General features: G+C 33.2%; 17 protein-coding genes. 3 read left to right on the plus strand and 14 right to left on the minus strand.

The window, feature by feature from the left end; all coding sequences use genetic code 11:
• Positions 1 to 16: 16 nt before the first annotated feature.
• Genes PQO00_RS11785 through PQO00_RS11800 form a run of 4 tightly spaced genes read right to left on the minus strand, consistent with a single transcriptional unit; the run spans position 17 to position 3,120 of the window.
• The gene (locus PQO00_RS11785) at positions 17 to 1,261 is read right to left on the minus strand and encodes an NRAMP family divalent metal transporter (protein ID WP_274185045.1); all 1,245 of its coding nucleotides are present in this window, start codon (positions 1,259 to 1,261) and stop codon (positions 17 to 19) included.
• Positions 1,262 to 1,807, minus strand: coding sequence for an RNA polymerase sigma factor (locus PQO00_RS11790; RefSeq protein ID WP_274185046.1), 546 nt, complete (start codon positions 1,805 to 1,807; stop codon positions 1,262 to 1,264).
• Positions 1,798 to 2,910 carry a glycosyltransferase gene (locus PQO00_RS11795; protein WP_274185047.1) on the minus strand — a complete coding sequence of 371 codons (1,113 nt, stop codon included), beginning with the start codon at positions 2,908 to 2,910 and terminating at the stop codon, positions 1,798 to 1,800. The genes PQO00_RS11790 and PQO00_RS11795 overlap by 10 nt, the downstream gene beginning before the upstream one ends.
• Positions 2,911 to 2,916: 6 nt before the next feature.
• Positions 2,917 to 3,120: a membrane or secreted protein gene (locus tag PQO00_RS11800; protein WP_274185048.1), complete on the minus strand. Its 204-nt coding sequence runs from the start codon at positions 3,118 to 3,120 to the stop codon at positions 2,917 to 2,919.
• A gap of 132 nt (positions 3,121 to 3,252) precedes the next feature.
• Here PQO00_RS11800 and aqpZ point away from each other — a divergent pair, with 132 nt between their 5' ends.
• Positions 3,253 to 3,939 (plus strand): aquaporin Z, encoded by a 687-nt coding sequence (gene aqpZ, locus PQO00_RS11805; protein ID WP_274185049.1) that lies wholly within the window; start codon positions 3,253 to 3,255, stop codon positions 3,937 to 3,939.
• Positions 3,940 to 4,261: 322 nt separating this feature from the next.
• Here the strand turns inward: aqpZ and PQO00_RS11810 are convergent, their stop codons facing one another.
• The 4 genes from PQO00_RS11810 to PQO00_RS11825 all read right to left on the minus strand — a co-directional run bounded on the left by PQO00_RS11810 (position 4,262) and on the right by PQO00_RS11825 (position 7,864).
• Entirely contained in the window at positions 4,262 to 5,050 is a 789-nt protein-coding gene (locus tag PQO00_RS11810; protein WP_274185050.1) for an anti-sigma factor, read from the minus strand.
• A 12-nt stretch (positions 5,051 to 5,062) separates the two neighbouring features.
• A complete protein-coding gene (locus PQO00_RS11815; RefSeq protein WP_274185051.1) occupies positions 5,063 to 5,593 on the minus strand; it encodes an RNA polymerase sigma factor in 531 nt (176 codons plus the stop codon).
• A 67-nt stretch (positions 5,594 to 5,660) separates the two neighbouring features.
• The gene (gene murB, locus PQO00_RS11820) at positions 5,661 to 6,674 is read right to left on the minus strand and encodes a UDP-N-acetylmuramate dehydrogenase (protein ID WP_274185052.1); all 1,014 of its coding nucleotides are present in this window, start codon (positions 6,672 to 6,674) and stop codon (positions 5,661 to 5,663) included.
• Complete coding sequence (locus tag PQO00_RS11825; RefSeq protein ID WP_274185053.1) at positions 6,674 to 7,864, minus strand: pyridoxal phosphate-dependent aminotransferase; 1,191 nt, start codon at positions 7,862 to 7,864, stop codon at positions 6,674 to 6,676. Before PQO00_RS11825 ends, murB begins: the two co-directional genes overlap by 1 nt.
• A 148-nt stretch (positions 7,865 to 8,012) precedes the next feature.
• Here PQO00_RS11825 and PQO00_RS11830 point away from each other — a divergent pair, with 148 nt between their 5' ends.
• A complete protein-coding gene (locus PQO00_RS11830; RefSeq protein WP_274185097.1) occupies positions 8,013 to 9,326 on the plus strand; it encodes an aspartyl protease family protein in 1,314 nt (437 codons plus the stop codon).
• 59 nt (positions 9,327 to 9,385) lie between these two features.
• On the opposite strand, the gene PQO00_RS11835 is transcribed toward PQO00_RS11830, so the two are convergent.
• Positions 9,386 to 9,811 carry a DUF1573 domain-containing protein gene (locus tag PQO00_RS11835; protein ID WP_274185054.1) on the minus strand — a complete coding sequence of 142 codons (426 nt, stop codon included), beginning with the start codon at positions 9,809 to 9,811 and terminating at the stop codon, positions 9,386 to 9,388.
• A gap of 426 nt (positions 9,812 to 10,237) precedes the next feature.
• Between PQO00_RS11835 and PQO00_RS11840 the strand changes: the two genes are divergently transcribed.
• A complete protein-coding gene (locus PQO00_RS11840; protein WP_274185098.1) occupies positions 10,238 to 12,931 on the plus strand; it encodes a valine--tRNA ligase in 2,694 nt (897 codons plus the stop codon).
• 420 nt (positions 12,932 to 13,351) lie between these two features.
• Here the strand turns inward: PQO00_RS11840 and PQO00_RS11845 are convergent, their stop codons facing one another.
• Genes PQO00_RS11845 through PQO00_RS11865 form a run of 5 tightly spaced genes read right to left on the minus strand, consistent with a single transcriptional unit; the run spans position 13,352 to position 17,472 of the window.
• The gene (locus PQO00_RS11845; RefSeq protein ID WP_274185055.1) at positions 13,352 to 13,846 is read right to left on the minus strand and encodes a DUF192 domain-containing protein; all 495 of its coding nucleotides are present in this window, start codon (positions 13,844 to 13,846) and stop codon (positions 13,352 to 13,354) included.
• Between the two features lies 1 nt (position 13,847).
• Positions 13,848 to 14,777, minus strand: a complete 930-nt coding sequence (gene lgt, locus PQO00_RS11850) for a prolipoprotein diacylglyceryl transferase (protein WP_274185056.1) — start codon at positions 14,775 to 14,777, stop codon at positions 13,848 to 13,850.
• An 11-nt stretch (positions 14,778 to 14,788) separates the two neighbouring features.
• Positions 14,789 to 15,916: a peptidylprolyl isomerase gene (locus PQO00_RS11855; RefSeq protein ID WP_274185057.1), complete on the minus strand. Its 1,128-nt coding sequence runs from the start codon at positions 15,914 to 15,916 to the stop codon at positions 14,789 to 14,791.
• Position 15,917: 1 nt separating this feature from the next.
• The gene (gene gldI, locus PQO00_RS11860) at positions 15,918 to 16,460 is read right to left on the minus strand and encodes a gliding motility-associated peptidyl-prolyl isomerase GldI (protein WP_274185058.1); all 543 of its coding nucleotides are present in this window, start codon (positions 16,458 to 16,460) and stop codon (positions 15,918 to 15,920) included.
• Positions 16,453 to 17,472 carry a bifunctional oligoribonuclease/PAP phosphatase NrnA gene (locus PQO00_RS11865; RefSeq protein ID WP_274185059.1) on the minus strand — a complete coding sequence of 340 codons (1,020 nt, stop codon included), beginning with the start codon at positions 17,470 to 17,472 and terminating at the stop codon, positions 16,453 to 16,455. Before PQO00_RS11865 ends, gldI begins: the two co-directional genes overlap by 8 nt.
• Positions 17,473 to 17,611: the final 139 nt, after the last annotated feature.

Here is a 17,611-nt window from a genome sequence, read left to right on the forward strand (position 1 = left end):
TGCTTTTAAAAGTACTTTATAAAGTGACGAGGTACCAGATACTAAATCCTATTAAAAAAGTAATTCCCAACCAGCTTAAAATATGTAGTTGTTTGGACGGTCTCCAATCTTTGGGAGTATATTTACTGGAAATCAGGCGATAATTAATAATCGCATAAAAAGGAGCTGTTATAAAAGATAAAATGGTCGCTATTTTAATAAGGAACCCCATTTCTGATGCAAAAAAGAAAAAGATACAAATGGTTCCCATGGCCAATAAGATGATCCAAAAATTATAGTTGAATTTTGAGGATGTATTAAAAAGTAATTGTGTGCTTTTGCTCATAGCTCTTGGTGAAGCATCTAAGGCTGTTAGTGTTGTGCTAAACATGGTTGTAAAAGCTGCAATGCCAATAATTATATACGCCCAATCTCCCAGATTACTGGTATACATTTTTATTAATTGATTAGAGAATACACTAGCGGAACTACTAAATGTTTCACCATTATTAAACATCACCAATGCTCCTAATAAAAGAAACCCAATACCTAAAAAGATAGTACCTATATAGCCAACATTAAAATCAAATAATGCCGATTTGGTATTGTATTTATTAATAGCCTTCTTTTTTTCGATACACCAGAGTGATTGCCATACAGAAATATCTAAAGGGGCCGGCATCCAACCCATAAAGGCAATTAAGAAAGCTATTTCTAAGCTGTTGTTTGGCAACGTTTGAGTAAAAGAGATTGTGTTGGAATTATCAGATATAGCCATACTTACAGCAATTAAGGTGCTAATGGTTAATGTAAAAATGATAATTTTCATTAATTTATCTAGTAATCTATACTTACCGATCATGAGTAATAATAAACAAATGGATGTAATAATAACGGTCCAGATTTCAGTACTGGTTATAACCTTATTGCCAATTTCAAAAGTTGGAAAATCACCAAAAAGAGAAGAAGCCAAACCAGCAGTTACTATAGTTACCGCTGTTTGAATGGTAAACATAGTGGCTAAACTTAGTATGTAGTAGGCCGTTAAGACCCCATTTCCTAATTTGTGATAGCCATCTAATAAGCTTTCCCCGGTAGCAGTGGCATAACGAGGGCCAAATTGAAAAAATGGATACTTAAATAGGTTTACTAAAAGTAAGGCCCAAAGTAGCCCTAAACCAAAATCTGCACCTGCACGGGTAGACTGCACTAAGTGCGATACACCAATAGCTGCACCTGCAAATAATAGGCCTGGACCTAAATTTTTGAGTTTGGTAGTCATTTATTTTTCTCGAATAATTTCAGCAAGTAATTTTTTTGCGCGCAGTAGTTTTACTTTAACATTATTTATTGGTTCCCCCAATTTCTGGGAGATTTCTTTATAGCTTAATTCTTGAAAATAGCGTAAGTTTATAACTTCTTGATAATGCGGCTTTAATTTCTTAATGTCCCGTAAAAGCTTTGCTAAATGCTGTTCGGTTATTAGTTTATCCTCGGGAGAAGGCGATTCATCTAAAATTTGATAAACGGATTTATCATCGTTGGAAACAATTTGGGAAATGGAGTGCTTTTCTTTCCGTAATAAATCAATATGAATGTTTTTAGAGATGGTAATTAACCATGTTTTAAATTTATAATTGTCATCAAAAGTCTCAATTTTATCAAATGCTTTAGAGAATGTTTGAATGGTAATATCTTCCGCATCATTTTCATTTTGAATGCGTTTTAATTGAAAACCATACACATCGTCCCAAAAGAGATCTAATAAATAATTAAACGCTTTTTGGTCGTTTTCTTTTGCACGTTTAATGGCTTTGTTTATTTCCAATAATTAGGTTTTGATATAAGATTATTTATAAAGATAGTTAATTGTACAATAATTAGAAAAACTTCAAGGAAGGGAAGTAGTACTAACAGATCGTTTTCTTTCAATTTCCTTGAAGATATTCCAAAAATAATATATTGAAAAATAATTCTGAGTAAAAATAAAGATAAAACAATATGCCAATGGTATGTTGTTATGAGCAAGACAATTGCAAAAATCCAAAATAATAGTTGGGAACTGTAAATTAAAGTAAGCAAAATTTTATGCTTTAATTTATAGTACTTTGCTGTCGATACGTGACGCCTTTTTTGTTTAAGCCAATCTTTAAAAGTAGTTTTTGGAATGGATTCTGTAAAACCATTTTTTAAAAAACAGATAGCGGTGTTCTTTTTGTTTGCTATTTGGTTAACAAATAAGTCGTCATCTCCAGACTTTACTTTTATATGATTAATAAAGCCATTGTTTTTGAAAAACTTATCTTTTGTATAGGCTAAATTTCTTCCAACACCCATATAAGGTATTCCTGATTTTGCAAAAGAAAGGTAATGCACTGCCGTTACTAATGTTTCAAAACGGATGAGCTTGTTTAACAAGGAGTTTTTAATTTTTGAATAGCCGCCATAACCTAAAACAAGTTGTTTCTCTTCGCTAAAATGACTGCTCATATGCTTGATCCAATATTTAGAAGCAGGTTTACAGTCGGCATCAGTAAATAAAAGAAACTCATTCTTTGAAGCCTTAATACCAAGAGTTAAGGCATATTTTTTATTTCCCCAAAAAGCTTCGGTGCTTTTAACGTTTACTATTTTGATGTTTTCGTGTTGACTCGCAAATCGTTCCATGATTTTTAATGTATTATCATGCGAAGCATCATTAATGAGAACAATTTCAAAATTTGGATAGTCTTGGTTTATAACAAAGGGTAAAAACTTTTGCAAGTTTTCGGCTTCGTTTTTAGCACAAATAATAACTGAAACGGCTAGGTCTTTTGGCGTTTTTTTTTCTTGCTTAAGAACAGCAAACTTTATGAAGAAAAAAAGATAAAAAATGGCTTGAATAACAACTACAGCAATAAATGCGTAGAAAATAAAATCAAGAAATACCATAAATGATTATGAATGTTGAGGTTCATTACAATCAGCAAATTGATCTGGAGTTTTTCCACAGAAACCACAGGCTTCACCATCTTTGTTTAGCATGGGGTTCTGGCTTGCACAAGTACCAGAAAATTTGCCGTCTTTTTTTGTCCAAATTTTAACAGCAATTCCGGCAATGCCCAACCCTAATAAAATGATAGTTATTAAAAAAAGTTCCATTATGAATTATTTTTTACAAAGATAATGCTTTTCATTAAAAATGGTGCTGAATATGGCGAGGATATACATGGAGTGACGGATTTCATTATTTTGTGTCCAATTGTAAGATACTAACTAATTAAATTAATATTTATGAAAAAAATATTTGCAGAATTTTTTGGAACATTTTGGCTTGTTTTTGGAGGTTGTGGTAGCGCTGTTTTTGCAGCTGGTTATCCAGAGTTAGGAATAGGCTTTGTTGGTGTAGCACTAGCGTTTGGACTTACCGTATTAACTATGGCTTATGCAGTGGGGCATATTTCTGGCGGACATTTTAACCCTGCGGTATCTCTTGGTTTATGGGCAGGAGGGAAGTTTGAAGCTAAAGACTTGTTAGGCTATATTATGGCACAATTAATAGGTGCTGTGGTGGCTGCAGGAGCATTGTATTTAATAGTAATAAACAAATCTGATTTTGTTACAATTGGAGGTTTTGCAGCTAATGGTTATGGTGATTTATCTCCTGATGGCTATTCCATGACGGCAGCATTAATAGCAGAGTTTTTATTAACGGCTTTTTTCTTATTAATTATTTTAGGAAGTACTCATGTTAGCGCGCCTAAAGGGTTCGCTCCCATTGCTATTGGTTTGGGCTTAACATTAATACATTTAATAAGTATTCCAATAACAAATACATCTGTTAACCCAGCACGTTCTACGAGTCAGGCCTTATTTGCAGAAGGTGCTTTTGCTTCTCAACTTTGGTTATTTTGGGTTGCTCCAATTGCAGGCGCTATTGTGGCAGGTTTTATACATAAGACATTATTTGACAAAGAATGATATAGCTAAATCAATATAAAATAACATGAACCTTCAGATTAAAAAACCGAATTTCTTCGTTAAAAATACTCGCCGTAACTAAGCTATGCCTGCGCTTTTTATCTTGAACTTCAATTTTTTATTTCTAAATATTCTATGCCATTTTATATCGACTTAGCTATAGTTAAAATTTTTACCGCGAGGTTCAAACTGACATAAATTTTCTTATCCAAGATTCGCGTTATTTAATCATGTTAATGAGAGTTAATTATAGCAAAAAGCCCCGTTTTAATTACTAAAACGAGGCTTTTTTATGTGATGTTAATAAATTCGATGTTATTTATTACTGTAAGCTAATTGCCGCTACTTTATTTTCCATAGAAGCTATCTTGTTTCCACCTTTTGGTTCAATAGTAATATTTAAAGCAAGCGCATTTTCAGCGTACGGAATAGACATAAGTTTTCTGTCGGCTTCATTTAAAATACCTAAGCTTACCATTTTACCTTGCAGGTCAGCCCATATTTGGTAGCATTGCTCCTCAGGTAATTGAGGTAGTGAAACCACATCGATCATCGATGTTTTCTCCTTTGGATTTATGTAAGCAACCGTTTTTAAGTCTTTGGCTCTTTCATTTCCTGTGATGATGTACTTTTCAGTTTCTGGGTTATTGAGCTTTAATAATTGTCTCATGACATCGTCCAGCTTCTGATTGTTTTTTGCAATATCACTTCGCAAATCAAAAATTTCATCAACCACTACCTGATTTTCTTGAGATAGTTTTTGTTTTTGGGAATAGAAATGATAAGAGGTACCTGCAAAAATTAAAGCAGCAATACTGGCAGCTATGCTAAATTTATACCACGATTTGTATTTGCTTCTCGTGTTTAAATTTACAACTGGTTTTTCATCAAGCTCCTCTAAAATATTATCTAAGATGTTTTTGGGAGCTTCAACAGCATTACTTTTGGCTACAATTTCTAAATTGTATTGTAACGTGTTGTACGCATTCTGTACTTCTGGATATTTTGAAATATAAGATTCAACCATTTCTGTTTCTTCAGAAGTAGTTTTACCTATTAGATAGTTTTCTAAAAGGCCAGAATTTAAAAAAGTAGTTATTTTCTCATTCATGACTTTACTTAGTTAAGGATTGTAAATTTTTTTCAATTCACGTAATCCAATTTTTAATCTCGATTTTATAGTTCCCAGCGGAATATCTAGTTCATCACTGGCTTCTTGTTGTGTCATACCCTCAAAAAAGAGCGCATTAATCACTATTTGATACTTTTCATCAAGTGTATTTAGATGTGTTTTTATGTCTAAAACATCTTGATTTAGCGCATTCGATGTTATTTTATATACGGATGAAGTCTCTATTTGGACTTCTTTACCACTTTTGTTTTTTTGCGATCTAACTTTATCTATAGCAGTATTGTACGCAATTCTATATAGCCAGGTAAATAGTTTGGCTTTACTGGAATCGTATTTTTTCGCATACCTCCATATCTTTACAAAACTTTCTTGCAGCACATCTTGGGCAGTATCGTCATCTGGTATTATTTTTTTGATAACACCGAACAGCGAATCCGAGTAACTTTCATAAAGTAGGGTAATGGCCTTTTTATCGCCATTTTCTAGGAAGTTTATTATTTCTTTTTCTGTTGATGAAATCAAAGTAAATTTGGTTTAAACGATAAATCGATATGGTCGTAATTTTGCCAAAGTTAGAAATTTTTTTATATTATAGGATATTTACTTCTGCTTCAATAGAAATATCGAAAAGCCTCTTCACTGTTTTTTGTATTAATTTTGAAAGGTTTAAAAGGTCTGAACCCTTCGCATTGCCATAATTTACAAGTACTAGGGCCTGGTTTTTATGGACGCCATAATCACCAAATTGCTTCCCTTTAAATCCCGCTTTTTCAATAAGCCAGCCTGCAGGGATTTTTACTTCATCTTCAGAAACTGGGTAACTTGGAATATCTGGAAAATTTTGTAATAAGGTACTGAAATTAGATTTAGATATTACTGGATTTTTGAAAAAACTGCCACCATTTCCTATTTCTTCTGGATTAGGAAGTTTGCTTTCCCTTATAGTTATAACTGCTTTTGAAACATCTTGAATGGTTGGTTGGGTAATATGCATGGCCTCAAGTTGAGAAGCGATAGCCCCATAGTTTATACGAAGTTTGTGATTCTTTTTACTAAGAATAAATGTCACACTGGTTAAAACATATTTCCCTTTAGCATGCTGCTTAAAAATAGAATTTCTATAACCAAAATCGCAATGGGTTTTTGTAAACGTTTTTAACGTTTTTGTTTCTAATGAAATGGCTTCGCATGATACGAAAGTGTCTTTTAATTCAACACCATAAGCTCCAATATTCTGAATAGGAGCGGTACCCACATTACCAGGAATTAGTGATAAATTTTCAAGACCTCCAAAATCATTATCAAGGCACCAAAGTACAAATTCATGCCAGTTTTCGCCTGCACTCGCTTTAATGGTAACGAAATCATCATTTTCAGAAATAGTTTCAATACCTTTTAAATTGATGTGTATAACAAGCCCTTCAAAATCTTTAGTAAGCAGTATATTACTGCCTCCACCTAATATAAGTTTGTTAGGATGCTCTTTAAGGGCTAAAACTTGCTTTAATTCATTTATACTGGAGATAGAAATAAAAAATTTCGCCAATACATCAATACCGAAAGTATTGTATGGCTTTAAAGATATGTTCTGTTTTATATACACTAATTATTGTAAACTTTCAAAGCCTCTTTTAAAATGTTAACAGCTTTTATCAAACTTTCTTTTTTAAGTACGTATGCAATGCGTATTTGGTTTAGACCAACTCCCGGTGTGGAATAAAAACCACCAGCAGGCGCTACCATTATCGTTTCACCATCAACATCAAAATGCTCTAAAAGCCATTGTGCAAAATCATCAGAATTTTTTACAGGAAGTTCAGCAATGCAATAAAAGGCACCTTTGGGTTTTGCAACTATAACACCTTCTATTTTTTGCAATTCTGAAATTAAAGTATTTCTTCTATCAACATATTCTTTATTGACATCATCAAAATAACTTTGTGGTGTATCTAGAGCAGCTTCACTGGCAATTTGAGCTAGTGTTGGAGGGCTTAAACGTGCTTGGGCAAATTTTAAAACAGTTTGTATAAGTGTTTTGTTTTTTGATACGAGGCATCCAACCCTAGCGCCACACATGCTATATCTCTTTGAAACAGAATCGATCATAATGGCATGATCTTCGAGCCCGGTTTCTTGCATGACAGAATAATGCGTGTTTCCATCGTATACAAATTCTCGGTACACTTCATCAGCAATTAAAAACAAATCGTGCTTTTTAACAATGGCCGCTAATTTTTGTATTTCTTCTTTAGAGTATAAATAACCTGTTGGATTTCCAGGGTTGCAAATTAAAATAGCTTTTGTTTTAGGCGTAATTAATTTTTCAAATGCTTCAATTGGAGGCAAAGCAAAATTATTTTCAATCTTAGAAATTACTGGAACGACCTTGACTCCAGATGCTGTTGAAAATCCATTGTAATTGGCATAAAATGGTTCAGGGATAATAATTTCATCGTCCGTATCCATAATGCTTCCAAAGGCAAACAGAAGTGCTTCACTACCTCCAGTTGTTACAACAATATCATCATGTGCAACATTAATATTGTATTTAGAATAATATGTTGAGATTTTTTGTCTGTATCCTTCAGATCCTTCAGATCTTGAATATGCCAATACGTCTATATTGCTCTCTTTGACCGCTTGTATAGCAATTTTAGGAGTTTTAATATCTGGTTGTCCGATATTTAAATAATAGATGCTTTTTCCATTTTTTACAGCTTCTTCAGCATAAGGAACTAATTTCCGTATAGGTGATGCGGGCATTTGTTGCCCTTTTTTAGATATTGTTGGCATTGATTATAAATTATGCTGCAAAGTTGAGAAAATTATCTTAATTTTTTTTTAAAAAACAGTACTAAATAAACAGGTTAACCTAAAAGATTCGTAAATTTATTCTATGAAAATTGCATTCTTCTCACTTAAGGAGCTTTTAAATTTGATTTTGGTTTTTTTTTGCCTCTGTAATCTTAGTTTTTCCCAAAAAAAATTTTTCATTCAAAACAAAAAGCAGTCAGATAAAGTTAAATTTCAATTAATTAATAATTTAGTTATAATTCCTGTTGAGGTTAATGATGTAAAACTGTCTTTTTTATTAGATACAGGAGTTAGTAAAGTCATCATTTTTAATTTTTTGAATGTATCAGATACACTAAAAATAAAGGATACCGAGACTATTTTTTTAAGAGGTTTAGGAGAAGGAGAATCAGTGGAAGCATTAAGGTCCAAAAATAATGTTTTAAAAATTGGAGATGCTGTTAAGTTAAATCAGGACTTATTTGCGATTTATGATTCTAATCTCAATTTTGCTCCCAGATTGGGTTTTCCGGTTCATGGCATTATTGGCTTCGATTTATTTAAGGATTTAGTAGTTGAAATAAATTACTCTAAAAAGGTTTTAAGGCTAACGGCTCCAGAAAAATATAGATATAAAAAATGCAAAAAATGTGAAAGACTAAATTTGGAATTTTATAATGGGAAACCTTATATAAATGCTGAGGTCATGATGAATAGGAGAGAGGTACCTGTTAAATTGTTAATAGATTCTGGAGGAAGCGATGCTTTATGGTTGTTTGAAGATGACTCTTTGGGCATTAAATCCAGTAATAAATATTTTTATGATTTTCTTGGTCATGGTTTAAGCGGAAGTGTTTACGGGAAGCGTTCAAAAATTAGAACCCTTTCTTTAAAAAGCTTTGACCTTAATAAAGTCAATGTCTCATTTCCAGATTCAACATTTACGTCATTTGCAAGAAAACATAAGAGTCGTAGCGGTAGTTTGTCAGGCAATATTTTAAAGCGTTTTAATGTTATTTTCGATTATCGGAACGCCATAATTACGCTCACAAAAAACCGCTATTTTAAAGAAGAGTTTCAATATAATAAAAGTGGTATAGAGTTAGCACACGATGGATTTAGATTGGTAAGGGAGAAAGATAAACCTGTTGGGAATAATAATGGGAGGCATGGAAATTCTCAAGACCAAAGCGGTACAAAAATTATAGTAGATCCTCAATATAAATTATCATTAAAGCCAGCTTATGCTATAGTGGAATTAAGGCAGGGCTCTCCTGCCCAAAAAGCAGGTTTGCTTAAAGGTGACACCCTCTTGAGCATAAATAATAAGAGTACGCATCATTTTAAATTGCAAGAGTTAATTATGATGTTTTATGGTGATTCTGGTAAACGTATAAAACTAAAAGTAGAAAGAAATAAAAGGGTTTTGATTTTTGATTTTTATTTAGAAGACCTATTTTAATAAAAAAAGCTTAAACGGTACAGTCTAAGCTTTTTCAATTTTCTTTATGTTAAAGAGGTTTATTGCTGAACGATACTTTTATCTTTCTTTTCTAAAACACTCTTTTTACTTGAGTCAACTACTAAACCTTTTATTTTTAGAGCAACAGTAGGTGTTTCTGCATTAGAAATAACCGTTATTGTTTTTCTAATAGGGTTTACTCTATTGGTGTCGTATTTAACTTCAATTTCTCCGGTTTGTCCTGGTAAAATAGGATCTTTTGGTTTTTTGGGAATAGTACAACCACAACTAGATGAAACCTTAGAGATTATAAGAGGCGCATCACCAGTGTTTGTAAATTTAAAAACACGTACACCATTTGAACCTTTTTCAATAGTTCCGTAATCGATAGTGTCAGACTTAAATTCTATTTTTGCTACTTTATCTTGTGCATTTACAGATAAACTCATCAATCCGATAAATAAAATTGTAATTAACTGTTTCATTTGTCTATTTTTAATTGTTTTTTTAAGGTCAAATAATGAACATTTCCAGTTATTATTAAAGCTTAGTCATGTTCATTTTATTACTTTTAATTTCATGTCAAACATACTTACTTTTTCTACAATCTACAAAAATATTAGATATAATGCAGAGATGTTAACATATTCAACCGAGTTAAAAGTACATACAACTTTTCTGAAATAAGCCCATATTTTTGTTAAAATGTGCAAAAACCTTTGTTATCTAGATGAATATTATAGTTTTCATTCGTTAATATTTATTTTTTTACTGTTAGATATAGCCCCGTTATTTAATGCCATTCGCTTAATAAATCCTATTTATTAATGAAATTAATAGCAATGCTCATTTCACAGAAAAAGAAATATAAGTACTTTTGCACATTAATTGTTCAAAAACTATTCCAAAGTATGCAAATACCTTCAAAATATGAAGCAAGTCAGGTAGAAAGTAAGTGGTATGATTACTGGATGGAGCATAATTATTTTCATTCAGAACCAGATGAAAGGGAACCATATACTATTGTGATACCTCCACCAAATGTAACTGGGGTTTTGCACATGGGGCATATGCTTAACAACACCATTCAGGATGTGTTAATTCGTCGTGCACGTCTACAGGGCAAAAATGCTTGTTGGGTACCTGGTACAGATCATGCATCTATTGCAACGGAGGCCAAAGTGGTTGCTAAATTAAAAGAAGAGGGTATTGATAAAAACGATTTATCTCGTGAGGCCTTTTTAAAACATGCCTGGGATTGGACCCACAAATATGGAGGTGTTATTTTAGAGCAACTTAAAAAATTAGGGTGTTCTTGCGATTGGGAACGGACTAAGTTCACCATGGATGATGACATGAGCGAAGCAGTCATCAAGGTATTTGTAGATTTGTTTAATAAAGGTTTAATTTATCGCGGTTACCGTATGGTAAATTGGGATCCTGAAGCAAAAACAACCTTGTCTGATGAAGAGGTTGTTTATGAAGAACGTCAAGGGAATTTATATTATATTCAGTATAAAATCCTCACCCCGGCCCTCTCCAAAGAAGAGGGAGCGCATACAGCCTCCCCTGCTTTGGAGGGGTTGGGGGAGGAATACTTAACGATAGCTACGACGCGTCCTGAAACTATTTTTGGTGATACAGCTATTTGTATTAATCCCAATGATGCACGTTTTACGCACTTAAAGGGAAAAAAAGCTATTGTGCCTATATGTAATCGGGTCATTCCTATTATTGAAGATGATTATGTAGATGTTGAGTTTGGTACAGGTTGTCTTAAAGTAACACCAGCACATGATGAAAACGACAAGACTCTAGGCGATAAGCATAAGCTGGAGGTTATAGATATTTTTAATGAAGATGCTTCTTTAAATAGCTTTGGATTGCATTTTGAAGGTCAAGATCGTTTTTTAGCCAGAAAAGCAGTTGTTAAAGAATTAGAAGCAACAGGTGTTTTAGTTAAGACGGAAACCCATACTAATAAAGTAGGAACTTCAGAAAGAACAAAAGCGGTTATTGAGCCACGTTTAAGCGATCAATGGTTTCTAAAAATGGAAGACTTGGCGAAACCAGCAATTAAAGCGGTTTTAGGCGAAGATCCTGAAATTAATTTATTTCCTAAGAAGTTCGAAAACACCTATCGCCATTGGATGGAAAATATTCGTGATTGGAATATTTCACGTCAATTACTTTGGGGGCAGCAAATTCCAGCTTATTACTATGGTGAAGGAAAAGAGGATTTTGTAGTAGCAGAAAATATTGATATAGCAATAGATCTAGCTAGAGTTAAAGCCAAAAATGTTAATCTAAGAAAAGAAGATTTAAAACAAGAAACGGATGCTCTAGATACTTGGTTTAGCTCATGGTTATGGCCAATAAGTGTTTTTGATGGCATAAGAAATCCTGAAAATAAGGATATTAAATACTATTACCCAACAAACGATTTGGTAACGGGACCGGATATTTTATTCTTTTGGGTAGCGCGTATGATCATTTCGGGGTATGAGTATAAAGGCGATAAACCGTTTAATAATGTGTATTTAACGGGCTTGGTTCGTGATAAGCAACGACGAAAAATGTCTAAACAACTTGGTAATTCGCCAGATGCTTTAAAGCTTATAGAAGCATATGGAGCCGGGGGTGTTCGTGTTGGATTGCTATTAAGTTCTGCTGCAGGAAACGATTTAATGTTTGATGAGGCACTTTGTCAACAAGGGAAAGGTTTTGGGAACAAAATTTGGAATGCTTTTCGTTTAGTTGATGGTTGGAAAGTTGATGACCATATAGAACAGCCAGAGTCGAGTAAAATAGCTATAGATTGGTATGAGTCTAAATTTCAGAAAGCTTTAATTGAGATTGAAGATCATTTTAGTAAATATAGATTGAGTGATGCACTAATGACTACCTACAAACTTATTTTTGATGATTTTTGTGGATGGTTCTTAGAAATGATCAAACCAGCTTATCAAAAACCAATTGATACCAAAACGTTAAAAAGTGTTATTGCTATTTTTGAGGATAATTTAAAAATAGTACACCCTTTTATGCCATTTTTAACGGAAGATATTTGGCATTATATAGCAGAGAGAACTCCAGAAGAAGCTTTAATTGTTGCCAAATGGCCAGAATCCAAACAGGTTAATGAGACTTTAATTAATGAGTTTGAATTTGCTTCGGAGGTTATTTCGGGGATTAGAAATATTAGAAAACAAAAAAATATAGCTTTTAAGGATGCTATTGGGCTTTCTTTAATTAATAATGAAAAGGGCCATGCGACATTTGACAGTATTATTTCTAAGTTAGGAAATTTAGAAAACATCGATTATGTTTCTAATGCTGTTGATGGTGCTCTGACTTTTAGGGTAAAATCCAATGAGTATTTTATACCTATGGCAGGTAGTATTGATGTGGAGGCAGAAATTAAAAAATTAACAGAAGAATTAAACTATACAGAAGGCTTTTTAAAATCGGTACAAAAGAAACTTTCCAACGAGCGCTTTGTTGCTGGAGCACCAGAACAGGTGGTTGCTAGCGAGAAGAAAAAAGAAGCAGATGCCCTGGCAAAAATTGAAACACTCAAAGCAAGCTTGGAGAGTTTGTATTAAGTGTTCAGTGTTCAGTCGCAGTATGCAGTCTTCAGTAGGCAGTCTGGGTATCCAATATTCAATTTTAATTTCTTTTGACTATGTAGTACAAAGTATTAAAAATTAAATATCAGGCCTCCGTAGATGGATTCAATTTCGGATTCGATTTCGGCTTCAGTTTCAGTTTTCAGTAAGCAGTAAGCAGTCTGGGTATCCAATATTCAATTTTATTTCTTTTGACTATGTAGTACAAAATATTAAAAATTAAATATCTGGTCTCCAGTAGATGGATTCGATTTCGACTTCGATTTCAATTTCAGTTTTCAGTAAGCAGTCTGGGTATCCAATATTCAATTTTAATTTCTTTTGACTATGTAGTACAACGTGTTAAAAATTAAATATCAGGTCTCCAGTAGATGGGATTCGATTTCGACTTCAATTTCAGTTTTCAGTATAGCTAATACTGTCACCAACCGAAAGGGACCAAGTGTCTACTAAACCAGCATTGATTTCCAGTACATACTTAGCGGGAAAATTAGAGGGCAAAGAGCTTTCATCGAATGGTTGGGCATTTTTTTGAAAGCTCACGATGCTTTTGTTTTCGTTTATAAAAATTAAATCTAAGGGTATTTTGGTGTTCTTCATATAAAAGAAACGTTCTCTAACATCATCAAACACAAATAACATGCCTTGTTTTTGGTCCATGGAATTTCTATACATTAATCCTGTTTGAACATCAAAATCGGTATCGGCTATTTCAATGTCTAGGGTTACCTGTGTAGAATCAATGGACTTAAAAATAGTAAGTTCCCCTTCCTTTTTAAAAGTGACTTCGGTCTGTTTTATGATTTTTTTATTGTCTTTACAAGATGATAGGGTTAAAATTAAACCGCTTGAAATTGCAAAAGTTACTAAAGAGAAACGTTTTAAGAACATCTTATTTAACAGCTGTTTTTGGTTTGTAAACAAACATAAAATATAGACCAATAATAATAAATGGTATACTAAGCCATTGTCCTGTATTTAAATTAGCCCAATTAATATATTCATCGCCTTGAGGTTCTTTGGTAAACTCGACAAAGAAACGAATGGTCCATAATAGGATTAAAAACAATCCGAATAGAAAACCGGTTTGATCTCTTTTTTTGGTTTTTGAATAGAAATACCATAAAATTAAAAACACAAAAATATAGCAGAAAGATTCGTATAGCTGTGCGGGATGTCTATAGGGTACTTTTTCAAGTAATTCTGCAAACTGAGGGTTCTCGGTTACGGCGTTATATGCCTGTTGAACGTCTTTAATGCCTGTAAGCTGAGTGATTTGACTCTTGTAGTATTCGTCTTGAATAAAACGAACACCCAAACCAGATTCGGTAACCTTTCCAATAATTTCAGAATTGATAAAATTCCCAATTCTTATAAAAATGGCTCCAGAAGCCACAGATATAACAACACGATCTAAAACCCATAATAATGATTTGTATTTGTATTTTTTGCGATAGAGATACATGCCTATTATGATACCAATAGCTGCCCCATGACTTGCCAATCCTTGAAAACCGGTAAATTCAAAACCACCTTTAAATTTAAATGGTAGAAAAATACTAAAAAAGTCCTGTGATATTAATTCCGATTGATAAAATAGAACATGTCCTAAACGTGCGCCCAACATGGTTGCTAATACGGTGTAAATAAACAAAGGATCTAGATAGTCTAAAGATACTTTTTCTTTAGTGAAAATACGCTTCATAATATACCAACCTATTATAAAGGCGACCACCCACATAAGACTGTAGAAATGCAATTTGAAATTGCCAACAATGTCAATTCCGGTTATAGGGTTCCAATCAAATTTTAATACATGCATACGTTTTGTTTTTACTTTAAAAGTTCAAGAATTTCGACTTCGAAAATGATATTGGATTTTCCAGGAATCCCTCTACTTCCAGCTTCTCCATAAGCCAAATGGTATGGAATGAATAATGTTGCTTTATCTCCAACGCTTAATTGCTGTAAGCCTTCTTTAAAACCAGGAATCATACTGGCATCAGGACCAATACCCGCATTAATTGGTTGATATTTGTCTGCTGCTTTGCGTTTTTCATTTACAGCGTCTAGAGCTTCGGCAATTTCTAGTTTACTGGTTTGAAATAGTTCTCCATTTTCAAAATATACTGCGTAGTGTGTGAGCACTTCAGCGTTTTCCGGTAATTTTTCTCCAGTGCCTTTTTCTGTGATAACATATTGTAAACCTGAAGATAACGTAATAGCTTCAGCTTTTTGTTTGTCGAATTTCTCTTTGGAAGCTTTTATAATGGCTTCTTTTTTGGCTTGCTTTTCTTTTTCTTTGCGTTCTGCTTCAGCAAAATGATTGTTAAACGTGTTTGGAGCATCAAAGGATTTGGCATCTTTGCCTTTTCTAATAATGTTTAATTCTTTAATAACGACATCCTCTACAGGCCTGTTGCCAGCTGCCGTTTTTACATTAGAAATACTGTCCTGGACATCTATGCCAATAACTAGCTCTCCAAAAACATTATACCCATTATCTAAGTGCGGTTTTGGAACTTCTGTAATGAAAAATTGACTCCCATTGGTATTACGTCCAGAGTTTGCCATAGACAAAATACCAGGCTTGTCATGCTTTAAGTCTGGATGAAACTCATCCATAAATTTATACCCAGGACTACCTCCACCAGTACCTGTAGGGTCTCCACCTTGAATCATAAATTCATTAATAACCCTATGGAAAATAAGTCCGTTATAGAATTTTTTTTCTTTATAAATACTGTCTACCATCGTGTTGGTGCCTTCTGCTAATGAAACGAAATTAGCTACTGTTATGGGTGCTTTTTTGTGTTCTAATTTTGCAACCATAATGCCTTTTGTAGTAATAAATTCTGCATATATACCATCTTCAAGATCAGGATATTGGGCTTTGCATGAAGCTAAAATTAATAAAGAAATGGTTAATGAAATTTTGACTGCTTTTTTTAAAAGGTTCATTTTAATTAGTTTGATTTTGGGTAATTGAATTTACTGTAACTTCACAAATTATAGGAGTATTGCTACCTATTTTGTTTTCATCTCCATAATAACCATATGCTTTTTGTGAAGGGAAAAGAAAAGTAACGGTTTCACCAGTTTTCATTAGTTTTAAGCCTTCTCGTAAACCAGTAAATAGTTCTTCTTTGTCCATGGCATAGTTTTGCGTTTTAATATCTTCTTTAGAATATATGAGGTTGCCATCTAATGCTTTTATATTGTAATTATAGTTAATAATATCACCGAAAAGAGGTGTTTTTAAAGTATCTGTTTCTATTTTATGGTTGTAATAATACCAGAAACCACTTTCTGAAGCTATATAGTTTATGTTTTGCGCTTCCATAATTTTTTCTATGGAAATTTGTTCTTGAGCAATCAGTTTTTTATTGCGTTCTACCGAAGCATCTATAAAAGAGCCCGTTTTTACCGATATGGGGCGTCGGGCTTCAGTTGTTTTACAGTTTAATGCCATTAAAACAATGGCCAATGTTAGTAATTTATTCATTATTTAGGGCTTTATTATAACTAGGCAATATACTAATAAATTTAGCAACTGTATCTTCTAGTGATAAATAGCTTTTTCCTCCAGCAGCGTTGGTATGACCACCACCTTCAAAATGCGCTCTGGATAATTCATTAACAGAAAAATGGCCTTTAGAACGTAATGAGATCTTTATGATGCCTTCTTGTTTATCTTCAATGAAAATAGCAGCTAGTACTGTATTGTTTAATGACAAGGCATAATTTACAACACCTTCTGTATCGCCTTTTTTATAATTATATTTATGCAGTTCTTCTTGTGTAAGTGTAATATAAGCGGTTCTTGATTCTGGGATAACTTTTAAATTCCTTAGCGCACATCCCAGAAGTTGCAAACGTTCGTAGCTATTGGTGTCATAAACATTGTTATGGATTTCTGTATTGTTAGCGCCTTTTTCAATAAGTTGAGCTATTATTTGGTGTGTTTTACTGGTTGTGGATAAAAACCTAAAAGAACCAGTATCGGTCATAATACCAACATATAAACAGGTAGAAATGTTCGTGTCTACCAGATCTGTGTCGCCTAGCATGTCAATAAAATGATATACCATTTCGCAGGTAGAACTCATACTGGCATCACTAAAGGTGTATGTTGCATAATCATCGGGAGCTTGATGATGATCGATCATAATTTTTAAGGCATCACTTTCAGTTAGTACAGTTTCCATATTACCAGTTCTGTGCAAAGCATTAAAATCTAAGGTAAATATAATATCTGCAGCTTCAATTAATGCATCACAATTTTTGGTCTGGGAATCATGTTTTAATATGATGTCGTTACCCGGAATCCATTTCAGGAAGGTAGGGTAATCATTAGGCACTATAACATTTACTTGGTGATTGCCTTTTATAAGATAATGATAAAGTCCAAGAGTAGATCCAATGGCATCACCATCTGGATTTTTATGGGATACAATCACCATCTTTTTTTTAGAAGATAAAAGCTGTTTTATACTTGTAATATCCTGTCGGTTCATAGTTGGCGAAGATACAATTTTTTAATCTGAATGCTATTTTAAAAAACCGTTAAAAAGCTTAAAACTATAATGGAATATTGGCTTTTTATAAGGATTCAGGATCATATTAGGTTAGCCTATCTTCTCGAAAATGAGGGGT

It is taken from the genome of Flavivirga sp. 57AJ16 (assembly GCF_028736925.1).
Lineage (GTDB): Bacteria > Bacteroidota > Bacteroidia > Flavobacteriales > Flavobacteriaceae > Flavivirga.